12 protein-coding genes, 2 tRNA genes and 2 pseudogenes are annotated in these 13,110 nt (G+C 39.1%); 14 read left to right on the forward strand and 2 right to left on the reverse strand.

Translation table 11 applies throughout. The annotated features are described in order from the left end of the window. Positions 1-83: 83 nt before the first annotated feature. Positions 84-1,121, reverse strand: a complete 1,038-nt coding sequence (gene ribD, locus ACGHVY_RS18100; protein ID WP_390600475.1) for a bifunctional diaminohydroxyphosphoribosylaminopyrimidine deaminase/5-amino-6-(5-phosphoribosylamino)uracil reductase RibD — start codon at positions 1,119-1,121, stop codon at positions 84-86. A 54-nt stretch (positions 1,122-1,175) separates the two neighbouring features. Between ribD and prmC the strand changes: the two genes are divergently transcribed. From prmC to ACGHVY_RS18160, 12 genes are all read left to right on the forward strand, one after another. Further along, positions 1,176-2,012 (forward strand): peptide chain release factor N(5)-glutamine methyltransferase, encoded by an 837-nt coding sequence (gene prmC / locus ACGHVY_RS18105; RefSeq protein ID WP_390600478.1) that lies wholly within the window; start codon positions 1,176-1,178, stop codon positions 2,010-2,012. Then, complete coding sequence (locus ACGHVY_RS18110) at positions 2,009-2,491, forward strand: regulatory protein RecX (RefSeq protein WP_390600480.1); 483 nt, start codon at positions 2,009-2,011, stop codon at positions 2,489-2,491. Before prmC ends, ACGHVY_RS18110 begins: the two co-directional genes overlap by 4 nt. Before the next feature lie 78 nt (positions 2,492-2,569). After that, the gene (pyrE, locus tag ACGHVY_RS18115) at positions 2,570-3,208 is read left to right on the forward strand and encodes an orotate phosphoribosyltransferase (RefSeq protein ID WP_004299787.1); all 639 of its coding nucleotides are present in this window, start codon (positions 2,570-2,572) and stop codon (positions 3,206-3,208) included. Between the two features lie 93 nt (positions 3,209-3,301). Then, entirely contained in the window at positions 3,302-3,712 is a 411-nt protein-coding gene (locus tag ACGHVY_RS18120) for an SRPBCC family protein (RefSeq protein WP_308746656.1), read from the forward strand. Between the two features lie 24 nt (positions 3,713-3,736). Further along, the gene (gene argH / locus ACGHVY_RS18125) at positions 3,737-5,077 is read left to right on the forward strand and encodes an argininosuccinate lyase (RefSeq protein WP_308746655.1); all 1,341 of its coding nucleotides are present in this window, start codon (positions 3,737-3,739) and stop codon (positions 5,075-5,077) included. A gap of 93 nt (positions 5,078-5,170) precedes the next feature. Next, positions 5,171-5,243: transfer RNA gene (locus tag ACGHVY_RS18130), tRNA-Gly, on the forward strand. A gap of 16 nt (positions 5,244-5,259) precedes the next feature. Continuing rightward, positions 5,260-5,343, forward strand: a tRNA-Leu gene (locus ACGHVY_RS18135). A gap of 148 nt (positions 5,344-5,491) precedes the next feature. Then, positions 5,492-6,697 carry a phage integrase SAM-like domain-containing protein gene (locus ACGHVY_RS18140; RefSeq protein ID WP_390600482.1) on the forward strand — a complete coding sequence of 402 codons (1,206 nt, stop codon included), beginning with the start codon at positions 5,492-5,494 and terminating at the stop codon, positions 6,695-6,697. Positions 6,698-6,780: 83 nt separating this feature from the next. Further along, entirely contained in the window at positions 6,781-7,248 is a 468-nt protein-coding gene (locus ACGHVY_RS18145; RefSeq protein WP_390600484.1) for a hypothetical protein, read from the forward strand. 3 nt (positions 7,249-7,251) lie between these two features. Next, complete coding sequence (locus tag ACGHVY_RS18150) at positions 7,252-9,075, forward strand: DEAD/DEAH box helicase family protein (protein WP_390600486.1); 1,824 nt, start codon at positions 7,252-7,254, stop codon at positions 9,073-9,075. A 456-nt stretch (positions 9,076-9,531) separates the two neighbouring features. Continuing rightward, positions 9,532-9,723 (forward strand): hypothetical protein, encoded by a 192-nt coding sequence (locus tag ACGHVY_RS18155; RefSeq protein WP_390600487.1) that lies wholly within the window; start codon positions 9,532-9,534, stop codon positions 9,721-9,723. Then, positions 9,671-10,327: a hypothetical protein gene (locus ACGHVY_RS18160; RefSeq protein ID WP_390600489.1), complete on the forward strand. Its 657-nt coding sequence runs from the start codon at positions 9,671-9,673 to the stop codon at positions 10,325-10,327. The genes ACGHVY_RS18155 and ACGHVY_RS18160 overlap by 53 nt, the downstream gene beginning before the upstream one ends. A 207-nt stretch (positions 10,328-10,534) precedes the next feature. On the opposite strand, the pseudogene ACGHVY_RS18165 reads toward ACGHVY_RS18160, so the two are convergent. Next, positions 10,535-10,732, reverse strand: a pseudogene (locus ACGHVY_RS18165) (hypothetical protein); the annotation flags it as partial. A 664-nt stretch (positions 10,733-11,396) separates the two neighbouring features. On the opposite strand from ACGHVY_RS18165, the pseudogene ACGHVY_RS18170 reads away from it, so the two are divergent. Next, positions 11,397-12,413, forward strand: a pseudogene (locus tag ACGHVY_RS18170) (DUF3871 family protein). A 290-nt stretch (positions 12,414-12,703) separates the two neighbouring features. Then, complete coding sequence (locus ACGHVY_RS18175; RefSeq protein WP_390600491.1) at positions 12,704-12,976, forward strand: hypothetical protein; 273 nt, start codon at positions 12,704-12,706, stop codon at positions 12,974-12,976. The last annotated feature ends 134 nt before the right edge of the window (positions 12,977-13,110 follow it).

Genomic DNA, 13,110 nt, shown 5'->3' on the forward strand with positions numbered 1-13,110 from the left:
CAATACCGGCAAGTTTTATATAAAATTATAGATAATAACACTGTTTTTATCGACGTAAAACTCCCTGAACAGGACTATTTTAGCTAATTTCGATAAACGTAATGCCAAATCTGTCTTTCGAAGTGTTTTTCCGTCGAGTAACTAAATTTATCGCTTATTTCAGGTGCTTTAACACCGGAATGTAACCTGCTGGGGCACTTCTCAATAAATGCTTCATCCCATAGTTCATTGTCAATGAATGATTGTAGCAATTGACTTCCGCCTTCAACCAATAACGATTGTATCTTACGTTGATATAGCTCTTTCATAATCTGTATCAGTGGGTTATGACTGAAATCAATGGTGATGTAAGTAACGTTCTTCTTTTCCGGCCGTTCTTTCTCTGTAAAGATTAATGTTGGAATTTCTCCGTCGAATATTTGTAAATCCTTTGGAAGAGATAAGGTGCGGTCTAAAATGATGCGTATTGGATTACGTCCATACCAGTTGCGTACAGTCAATGATGGATTGTCCAGTAAGGCTGTCCGCCGGCCTACCATGATAGCATCGGCTTCTGCCCTTTTTTTGTGCACCAACATGGAAGAAAGTGGAGAGGAAAGTATCACCGGCTTGCCGTCAGTGCGTTCTATGTCAATGAAATGATCGGCTGATTCAGCCCATTTCAATGTGATGAAAGGGCGGTGAAGTGTATTGAAAGTAATAAAACGGCGAATCAAATGTTTGCATTCTTTTTCTAATATGCCCACTGTTACTTCCCGTCCGGCGTCCCGTAACTTTTGAATACCGCGTCCGGCTACTTCAGAAAAAGGATCCTGGCAGCCTATGACAATGCGCGGAATCTGTTTCTCGATAATCAAGTCGGCGCAAGGCGGTGTTTTCCCATAGTGGGAACAAGGTTCCAGGCTTACATAGATTGTGGAGCGTTTCAATAAAGACTCATCTTTGACGGAACGGATGGCGTTAACTTCGGCATGTGCCTCTCCGCAACGAATATGATAACCCTCACCGATAATACGTCCGTCACACACGATGACAGCCCCTACCATTGGGTTGGGAGATACATTACATAACCCGTTCCCGGCGAGCTCAATGCAGCGTCTCATGTATTTTTCTTCTTCCATTTTGGTGCTCTTCGCTATATTATTCTTACTTTTGCAGTCCGAAATTGTAAATATATGAATCGTATCACTACTTACATACGCCAGTCCTTGCAGGATATTTATCCGCCGGAAGAGGTCAAAGCTCTTACAATGCTGATCTGTTGCGACATGTTATGTTTGGATGCGCTTGATATTTACCTCGGCAAAGATATAATTTTATCCGAATGCAAAGAGCGTGAATTAGAAAACATTATATTCCGTTTGCAGAAAAACGAGCCGATACAGTACATTCGTGGCTTTGCGGAGTTTGATGGAAGGAGATTCAAAGTGGCTCCCGGCGTACTGGTTCCTCGTCCTGAGACTGCGGAATTGGTGGATTTAATCGCCCGGGAGAATACGGATGCCCGCCACTTATTAGATATAGGTACGGGGAGCGGATGTATCGCGATCTCTTTGGCTAAAAAACTTCCGAATGCTAAAGTAGAGGCGTGGGATATTTCGGAAGATGCATTGGCAATTGCATACGCTAATAATGAGGAACTGGAAGCAGGCGTCGTGTTTCGGCAAAGAGATGTTTTATCCGATGATTGGGAGAAAACCTCTTCTTTTGATATTATCGTCAGTAATCCGCCTTATGTGACAGAAGCGGAAAAGGACGGAATGGACGCCAATGTACTTGATTGGGAACCGGAACTTGCCTTATTTGTTCCTGATGATGACCCGTTGCGGTTCTATCGCCGGATTGCAGATTTGGGCCGTGATTTGCTTTTGCCGGGCGGCAGACTTTATTTTGAAATAAACCAGGCTTATGGCCGGGAAACAGTACACATACTTGAAATGAACCAATATCGTGATGTTCGTGTTATAAAAGACATATTTGGAAAAGATAGAATAGTTACAGCTAACCGATGAGTGCACAATTAACAGATGAAGAGGCTTTAAATCGTGTTGCCTCTTATTGCTCTACTGCCGAGCATTGCCGGGCAGAAATAAATGAGAAGTTACAACGTTGGGGAATTGCCTATGATACCATTGCGCGTATTCTTAACCGACTGGAAGCGGAGAAGTTTATCGATGATGAACGTTTCTGCAGGGCTTTTGTGAACGATAAGTTCCGGTTTGCCAAGTGGGGAAAGATGAAAATAGCCCAGGGGCTCTATATGAAGCGGATTCCCTCTGACGTGGCGTGGCGTTATCTGAATGAGATTGATGAAGATGAATATCTTTCCATTCTGCGTAATTTGTTGGCGTCCAAACGGAAAAGTATTCATGCGCAAGATGAATATGAACTGAATGGAAAACTGATGCGATTTGCCATGAGCCGTGGATTTGAACTGAAAGATATCAAGCGTTGTATAGACGTTCCCGATGAGGAGGAACAAATTGGCTGAAAAAATAAACGGATTCTTCTTTTTATTCTCGTTCAATTTCTGTACTTTTGCGGCAAATAATTAATAGTTAGTTTAGTTATGAAAAACTTAGAGAGACTATTTGCGGAGAAACTGTTGAAGATTAAAGCTATTAAACTTCAACCCGCTAACCCTTTCACATGGGCTTCAGGATGGAAATCCCCCTTTTACTGTGATAACCGTAAAACTCTGTCCTATCCTTCTCTTCGTAATTTTGTGAAGATTGAAATTACACGTCTGATATTGGAGCGATTCGGACAGGTGGATGCGATTGCAGGTGTGGCGACTGGTGCTATCCCGCAGGGAGCTTTGGTGGCTGATGCATTGAATTTACCGTTCGTGTATGTTCGTTCTACCCCCAAAGACCATGGATTGGAAAACCTGATCGAAGGTGAACTTCGTCCGGGTATGAAAGTTGTAGTGGTAGAAGATTTGATTTCTACGGGTGGTAGCAGTTTGAAGGCTGTGGAAGCAATTCGTCGCGATGGTTGCGAAGTGATTGGTATGGTTGCGGCTTATACTTACGGATTCCCTGTTGCTGAAGAGGCATTTAAGAATGCCAAAGTGACTTTGGTGACATTGACCAATTACGAAGCTGTGCTCGATGTGGCTCTTCGTACAGGTTACATTGAAGAAGAAGACATACAGACATTGAACGAATGGCGTAAAGACCCCGCTCATTGGGATGCTGGAAAATAAGGACTTTGTTTTAAAACATATTTGTGAAAAAAGAACTATTCGGACATGAATTGGCCGGATTGTTCTTTTTTTGTTTTATACTAAAAGAATATTATGAGTAATTTTGAAAGTAGTGTTAAGGTAATACCTTACAGTCAGGAACGTGTATATAACAAACTTTCGGACTTGAGTAATCTGGAAGCTGTCAAAGATCGTTTGCCGCAAGATAAGGTGCAGGATTTGAGCTTTGATTCAGATACATTGAGCTTTAGTGTGCCGCCTGTTGGGCAACTGACACTGCAAATAATAGAACGTGAACCCTGTAAATGTATAAAGTTAGCAACGACTAATTCACCAATCCCTTTTAATATGTGGATCCAACTGGTTGAAACTGGCGAGGAAGAATGTAAGATGAAAGTAACCATCGGAATGGATATTAATCCGTTTATGAAAGCAATGGTGCAGAAACCTCTTCAGGAAGGTCTGGAGAAGATGGTTGAAATGCTGGCAATTATTAATTATTAAATCTGCTATTATTTGAGAAAGCTTATGGCACAGAAACTTTGGGAGAAATCCGTACAGGTGAATAAAGATATTGAACGCTTCACGGTTGGTCGTGACCGGGAGATGGATCTTTATTTGGCTAAGCATGATGTGCTTGGTTCTATGGCTCACATTACGATGCTCGAGAGCATTGGCTTGTTGACGAAAGAAGAACTGGAACTGTTGCTGGCTGAATTGAAGAATATTTATGCTTCGGCTGAAAAAGGGGAATTTGTTATAGAAGACGGAGTGGAAGATGTTCATTCCCAAGTAGAATTGATGCTGACCCGCCGTTTAGGTGACATAGGAAAGAAAATCCATAGCGGCCGTTCGCGAAATGACCAGGTGTTGCTGGACTTGAAACTCTTTACCCGTACGCAAATTAAGGAAATAGCTGAAGCGGTAGAACAACTCTTTCATGTGTTGGCTCGCCAAAGTGAGCGGTATAAAAATGTATTGATGCCTGGTTATACTCATTTACAGATTGCCATGCCCTCTTCTTTCGGATTATGGTTTGGCGCTTACGCTGAAAGTCTGGTAGATGATATGATGTTTCTGCAAGCTGCGTTCAAAATGTGTAACCGTAATCCGTTGGGGTCTGCTGCCGGATATGGTTCGTCTTTCCCGCTGAACCGTACAATGACGACTGAACTGCTTGGGTTTGATTCGATGAACTACAATGTGGTGTATGCGCAAATGGGACGTGGAAAGTTGGAGCGTAATGTTGCTTTTGCATTGGCTACGATTGCCGGTACAATTGCCAAACTGGCTTTCGATGCCTGTATGTTCAACAGTCAGAACTTTGGTTTTGTGAAGTTGCCCGACGATTGTACTACGGGATCCAGTATTATGCCCCATAAGAAAAATCCGGATGTGTTTGAACTTACACGTGCCAAATGCAACAAACTGCAATCGCTTCCCCAACAGATTATGATGATTGCCAACAACCTGCCTTCCGGTTATTTCCGTGATTTGCAGATTATCAAAGAGGTCTTTTTGCCGGCTTTCCAGGAATTGAAGGATTGTTTGCAGATGACAACCTATATCATAGACGAGATTAAAGTAAATGAACACATTCTTGATGATGATAAGTACTTGCTTATTTTTAGTGTAGAAGAGGTGAATCGTCTGGCACGTGAAGGTATGCCTTTCCGTGATGCATATAAAAAAGTAGGGCTGGATATTGAAGCCGGTAAATTTTCTCATAGTAAAGAAGTACATCACACTCATGAAGGAAGTATCGGTAACCTTTGTAACGCGGAGATTTCTGCTCTGATGCAACAAGTTGTTGATGGATTCAACTTCTGTGGGATGGAGAAGGCGGAGAAAGCGCTGCTTGGAAGATAAAAAGAACTTTCGGAGGATAGTTTTTTAAACTTTCCTCCGAAAAGATTTGGCAGAAACAAGTAAACTGCTTATCTTTGCACCCGTTGAAAAAACGCGGAAATAGCTCAGTTGGTAGAGCATAACCTTGCCAAGGTTAGGGTCGCGAGTTCGAGTCTCGTTTTCCGCTCTTTCTTTGAAAGGATGCTCGAATGGTGGAATGGTAGACACGAAGGACTTAAAATCCTTTGGCCATTGCGGCTGTGCGGGTTCAAGTCCCGCTTCGAGTACTCGGCAAAGCTCTGTAAATCAATGGTTTACGGAGCTTTTTATTTGTCCGTTTATCACTGATTCATTCTGTCTCAAATCCTGATTTTAGCCCGTTTTAAGGTTGATTTATGCGACTTATGTAAACCAAGATGTAAACCGGAAATGTGTATGAAAGCAACGGTTAATGTGTTGTGTTACAGGTCTAAAACTCTTAGTAATGGTGAGCATCCATTAATGATTTGTGTGTGCAAAGACGGCAAACGGAAGTATGTCGGTCTTGGAATCTCTGTAAATCCTAAATATTGGGATTTTAAGAAGAATAGTCCTAAGCGTAATTGTCCCAATAGGGAACAGTTAATAAAGGTTATTAATGAGCATGAACAGAAGTATGCTGAATGTGTGCTTGAGTTCTCTGCGGAGAATCGGGAGTATTCATCTGCATCTTTGATTGAAGCAGTTGTGCCTGTACAGAAGGCTAGAACGGTCGGTGAACTGTTTAATGAGTATATAGCTCAACTTAAAGACGAGGGTAGGTTAGGGTATGCGCTTTCTGTACAACAGGTATGTAACTCTCTGTTGAAGTATAGAGGGCATTTAGACATTTACTTCTCCGAAATTGATGTAAATTGGTTAAAAGCGTATGAATCTTGGTTGAGATGCTGTAATTTGGCGGATAATACCATTGGCATACGTTTTAGGACATTGCGGGCTGTTTATAACTTGGCTTTGGCTGAAGGTATAGTGAAGGTGGATTGTTATCCGTTTAAAAAATACAAAGTCTCTAAATTGCATAAGGAGACAGCTAAACGTGCTATAACAAAAGAACAGGTGAAGCAGGTTATTGAATATGATGTGTCAAGGGCACGTTTCTATAAGAGATTGGCGGTTGATATGTTTACGTTCTCTTATTTAATGGGTGGCATTAACTTCACGGACATGGCTTTTCTTACAGATAAGAACTTTGACGGTGAACGTTTGGTGTATATTCGTCAGAAGACGAAGAAGTTAATAATGTTACCGTTACAAGAGAAGGCTGTTGAGATAGTGAACCGCTATCGTTCCTCACAACGTAAATATGTATTTCCAGTACTGGATAATCGTGAGCGGACACCACGGCAAATAAGAAACCGGATATATGATGTGTTGGATAACGTTAATGGATATTTGGCTGATATTGGAAAGGAGTTGGGTATTGAATTAAAGATTTCCAGTTATGTCGCCCGCCATTCCTATGCGACAGTTTTGAAACGTTCCGGAGTATCTACTTCTGTTATCAGCGAATCGTTGGGGCATAGTTCGGAAAGGGTGACACAAATTTATTTGGATAGCTTTGAGAACAGGCAATTAAATGATGCAATGAAGAACTTGTTATAGTACTTTCAATTAATCCCACTTGTAATTATTGCAGGTGGGATTTTATTTATATATTTGAAGCATTTAATTATACAACATTACACATGAAACATAAACTATCCAATTACGGCAATTCTGATGCGCATAATCAAATAAAGAAACTTATGCTTAGAGGTGAGAAGCTTACAATAGGCTTCTTCAATGAGGACATAACCAATTACTCATGCGCATGGATTGAATCAAAAACTGTCAGCGCATTTAAATATGTTATCTTTAAGGAAGATAACGTTTACTGGCTTATGAACTATCTTGTCAATGGTGAGGTTGAGGACATAGATGCGAAACCGTTCGGAATACAGGGAGAGATAGAAACAGAGGAAGACTTCCAGTTATGTATGTTGAAGAACTTCATTGAAAGCAAAATGACAGTACAGTTCAGTCCTCTGCCTAGAGACGGAAGCGGATTTGTAAGAGCCATATCGGCATTTGATAACGGGAAGGTGATATTTAAATTAAAGAAGACAGACGAGCTGTTGGAATATCTAAAGGCACGTGACTTTATTTTACTTTAATAAATGGAAACCACATATATCGAGATTGATTCACCGGACAAACATCTGTCAGATGTATTGGAAGAAATACCGTCCAATGTCATTCTTTATAAGACCCTGACAGGTATCGGTGCGACTTATAGCGAGATTAAGGCTCAAAGACATTCCATTATCATAGAACCGAACGTTCCTGTAATAATCGGTAAATGTAATTCCGACAAACATAAGAATGACAATTTGCTGGGTGTCTATGAGGGTGTCACTACTGACAGGATTATCAAATATCTAGGAGCAAGCAGGGGGAAATATTATAAGATACTCACTACACCCGAAAGCTTCACGAAGGTTAAAGATGCGTTTCTGATATTTAACGGCAAGATATATAATACCTGTTTCCTACTTATTGATGAAGCTCACAAGACTATAAAGGACGTGGATTATAGAAGTGATATTGTCCTGCCTATGAATGACTTCTTCAAGTTCAAGGGGAAGGCACTGGTATCTGCAACTCCGCTTAAATTCAGTGACCCACGTTTTGAAGAGAACGGTTTCAGTATCATTAAGATTGAACCTACATACGATTACGCTAAGGAGATTGATATAAAGCCTTCAACCAACATATTAAGGGAAGTTTGGGAGGAATTTGGTTGGATGCCATTCATAACAGGACAAGACAAAGACAGACCTTTCTTCATATTCATAAATTCTGTAGATATTATCTACTCTATAATATCCCAACTTAAACTGTTTGACAAGTCTTCCGTATTCTGCGCCCCCAAGAGCATAGACAAGTTAAAGCAGAATAACTTCAACCGATGTTATGAGAACTGGGATATAGAGAGGATGAGCCAATACAACTTCTTTACCAGTCGCTTCTTTAATGCGGTGGATATTGAACTGGACTTCAAGCCTTATGTCATACTGGTTACTGATGTGTACTTTGCAGAACAGACCATGTTTGACCCATATTCCGATGTAGTCCAGATTATAGGCAGATTCAGAAATGGAATAACGGCTGTCACCCACGTTACCAATACCAAGTACGAACTGCCACAGAGAACCGAGGAAGAACTGGATGAGTTTGTCAGGACAAGCGAGGAAGTATATAATACACTCAAAACATTTTATGATGCGGCAGCCAGTAAAGGTGCAAGGGTAGCATATAAAGCTGCAATGGACAGTTTGCCATTCAATCAGATGTTGGACATAGACGGTAACAAGAACTGGTTTGCTGTTGACAACTATATAAATGATGCACTGGTAACTGGATATTATCGGGATGCGAAGTCACTTCAACGGGCTTATGAACAGCATAATGATATATTAACGCCTTCCGTATTTGCATTGTCTGACCGTCCCGCCCTTACAGATGAAGACCTACGATTCAAACGGGGGTTGAAGACGCTTAGCACAAAGGATAGGAGAACGCAGATTGTCAAGTTACTGGAATATCTAGGCAATAATGACCTTACAGAACAGGAACGTGAATTTAAAGCTGATTTGAGAAGAACGGATTCATTCATAGTTGAAGCATACGAACTGGTAGGTAAGGAAGTGATTGAAGAACTGGATTACTCCTATCCTGAAATCAAGAAGCGGATGATAGTTGCACAATACCTGTTGGGAGCCAAAGGAACGGAGACTATCCAACTGATAAAGACCTCATTCAAGGTAGGAATGAAGTACAGACTAACCTATATTAAAGAAGAACTGATTCGTATATTCGAGTTATTGGGAGTTACTCCGCCTAATAAGATAACAGCCCAAAGTATCAATTCATACTTTGAAACTAAAGAAGTATGGATTAAGAAGGATAAAGCCCTGTTGCTTGTAAGAGAGAAAGTGTAGTACAGCCATTCAACCTTTTAGGGAAGAATGTTCAATTTATATGCCCCACCTCATAAAAGGTTGAATATGTTATAATCCTGATAGTCCGGTTATCCCCAACTTGGATTATCGGGATTTATTTTATCCTGTAGTCTGTCATTCCCGATTGTGGTATAATGATTAGGCAATGCCACTGACATTTATTACCTTTGCAATACCTCAAATGACATAACATTCAGATTATCTGCAACCTACCGAGATTCACTACTACAAACCTATTCTAATCTTATTAATTACTATGAAAGAACTTACCTATCATGAAATCAGAATTAAAGCCTTGAAGAATAATGTACGGGACAATAAACTTCAAATCGGAATGTGGGCGCAATTTAATGGCTACATGAAACGCAGGGTACACAGGAACGGAAGATATTATACTGTATATATCCCATTACAGAGACTAACCGATTAATTATTATGATAATCCATTTACCTACAGGAAAGCAGTTTGCCAACAGGAAGGAAGCCAAGATTTACTTTGGCACAGCCTACTATTACAAGTTGGAACGGGAGAAGAGAGATTTGTTATTTACCGATAATGTTCAATCAGCTACTAATGAATATTGCCCAAAGACATCTAATAAACAGGACAAGCATAAGAACTCATAATGCAACCATTAATAAATCAATGTTAAATGCTTTAAATGAGCCTGACCTGTATAGATTCTTTTGTCTGTCTCTGTACAGAAACAGCTATTATAATGTAAGACTACGGATTGAAGATATAGCCAAGATTACAGGTGAGAAGGAAAGCACATTAAAGAATTTCAATAAGAGCATGGACACAGTATTGACAAGAAAGAAATACCCCAGCCCAATCAACCACCCTGTATATGAATTTACAATGAGAAGTCTGTATAAGATACCTGCCATGGATTACAAAGGCTTTATCACATTATCCCATAAGTTTACCCAAGTTAAGCTAAGTGTGAAAGTGAAAGGGTACTATATCAAGCTATTATTAATTGCAGAGAATAATACTATTCCTCTTACTAACATAGGAATAGCTAATAAGTTGGGAATAAGTAAGAATACAGTATTCAAGTATAATATTGAATTATTCCAAGCGGGATTGTTAAAACTGTTTCCCGATAGGTTGGAACTTACTCCTAATGAATTACTAATAAGCAATGATGAAGCCAAACAGAGAAGAGAGTGGTATCCCATTACAGGAGATTTACTACCTAATATAATTCTTAGCTTTAATAAGTAAGTAAAGAGGTCATTTTATACCTGTTATTAATTATATTAAGAGAGGGTATAATTTGACCTCTGACTGTAATATATAGTCTTTATATGCTTATGAAGTCGAATTAATAATGACAGAGATAGCATTTGATAAGAATACTACCACTACCTTTTAATGAGATTCATATTATAAGGTTGGGGATTTTATTCCTCTACACATATATCCAAATTACTTCTTTAGTTGAGTATTATTGAGGTGTGACAAGTCAATCCATAAGTTGTTGGCGTTGGCAAATACTATCAGTTCTTTAATTTGCCTTCCCTTATAGCCCTCTGTTGGTTCAACTTCTCCTGTTGCTTCCTTACTTCTTCTGGTGATACAGGTTGCTTGCTCCAAGAGATTATTGATTGGCGGGTACGCTCTATCCATTGCTTGTGAAATTCATTAATATATTTCATAATTCATATAATTATGAGTTTATGCAAATATAGCCAATCTATTTGAATCTGACAATATATAGATATATTAGCGTACTACCTTTTAATGAGATTTATTTATATTATATACCCCAACTCAAATTTGGTAGTATCTAAAATCATACCCCCGCCCCTTTAGATTTAGGTAGTGTTTCTATTTAGACTTTATGCAGTGATAGAGTGAAATTATTAGTCAGACGGTGAGCATGAGGTATATGTTATGCACTCTATAGCGGTGTAACTACTCTACACCCCCATACCAATCATTAGGAAAAATGAAAGGATAACATGAATTGCTATTCAGCCCACAAACCTTTTGAACTTCTGAAATATGCGGACTTATCAATGATTTGTATATGTCTACATATAAAGATGCACAAAGATAAGTGAATGAATAGTACTTCATGTTAAGCCCTCATTTTGTCCTTAAATACACTATTTACTAATCTATTATTATGCGTATGGAGAGTTTAAAGATTTTATTGACGTTTGGAATAATTCTAATTGTGCCAGTAGTCTTAATGCCACAGTTCTTTATTGGATTATTAATACTGATTGTGGCTTGCTTAGCTTTCAGACAGAGGAATTTCTAATATTAACTTAATAAATTACAGATTATGGAATCAACATTACAGATTATGCCAGTACAGAGAACTAGTAGAAACTTTGGTGAATTTGCAGAAGAAGCGGTAATAATTGAAGAGCCTGTTATTAAGCAGAAGTGACCTCTATTCATTGAAGCTAATACAATTGAAGCCAGTATGGAACATCTAAGGAATGATTGTATTATACCCGTATTCGCAAAGGACAACGAAGCTACATTATCTCATGTGGCTTTCATTGAAGCGGTACAGGATGCAACCAATACATTCTTTAGCGGTGAACAAATTGAATCGCCAGATATTCGTGTTTCTCATGTAATCAAGGGTAGGATTCCCGAAGCAATTCATAAGCCAGCCAACCAGTTATTAGAGAGTGACAAGACTATCTACTACGAGAGGTGCGCTTTTGTTATTGAAGTTCCTACTATCTATGAGACAGTGCACGGTAACAGGCTAACCCTTACTATTGGCGGTGTCAGAGCTTATAACCATACCAATCTTTATTCAAAGAAAGGTGCGGAGCGTTTTAAAGTGTTTATTGGCTTTACTTGTAAGGTTTGCACAAATCTATGTGTATCTACGGACGGTTATCTTAGTTGCTTGGAAGTTACCAATACAAGGGATTTATATCAAGCGGTATTGGAAATGTTCCACAAATACGATGCAGCCAAACACATACATTTGATGCAGTCTTTAGGCAATACCAGTATGACGGAGCATCAGTTCTGCCAACTACTTGGAAGAATGAGACTTTATCAGTCATTACCGCAAGGCTATCAGAAAGATATACCTAAAATGTTGCTTACTGATACACAGGTTAACAATGTGGCTAAGGCTTATATCAATGATGAGAACTTTGGCAGCTTGGGAAATGATTTGTCTATGTGGAAGTTTTACAACTTGCTCACAGGTGCAAATAAGAGCAGCTATATAGATTCATTTTTGGATAGAGCCTATAATGCTACAGAACTTGCAACGGGTATATGTTCCGCTTTACATGGTGATGACAAGTATCAATGGTTTCTTAGTTAGTGGTATTACAGAGTACTTAAAAGGGGCATCCATATAATAAGGGTGTCCCTTTATTATTCATTACCTATTAATACTCAAAAGATTATGTTACAAGCGTTATTAGTCGTTATATCTTGGATTATCTTGTTACTTGTTATGTGTGCAATTTCACCTATTGTATTCTTCTTGATGATTATTTGGACTATATACAAGATTATTACGGTGAAGTAGTACATGAAGAACTAATAAGGGTATCTATATACTATATATAGGTACTCTTTCTATTTATAAACCTCTTAAATATTTGGAATATGGTAATAGAAGGCAGTCGCGAATACAAGGCAGCGCAAGAACTTGAAAGAGCCTTGAATGATTATAGTTGGAATCCTAAAAGGTTTGCTGAAAGTACAAGGTATTATCACCGTACACTACAGCAGGAATTAATGAAAACCATAGTGGAAATTATTCGCATGGTTGGTAATAAAAACTATGGCACAGACCTTAGGAATCAGGCATCACACGAACTTTGCAAACGGATAGTTGACAGTGGCGTGTTGGATGAAGCTCACCTACCTTTTATATAGGTTGAATGAAGTAAGGACATTATTTACTTAGTGTCCTTACTTAATAATATTCACTTTGATGATTAGTGAATGTTTAGCTAGTAATCAGCAAGTTAGATATTCCAACTCAAAATTAATATTCACTTTTATTAGTT

The sequence above is a fragment of the Bacteroides sp. f07 genome (assembly GCF_042854785.1).
Taxonomy (GTDB): Bacteria; Bacteroidota; Bacteroidia; order Bacteroidales; family Bacteroidaceae; genus Bacteroides.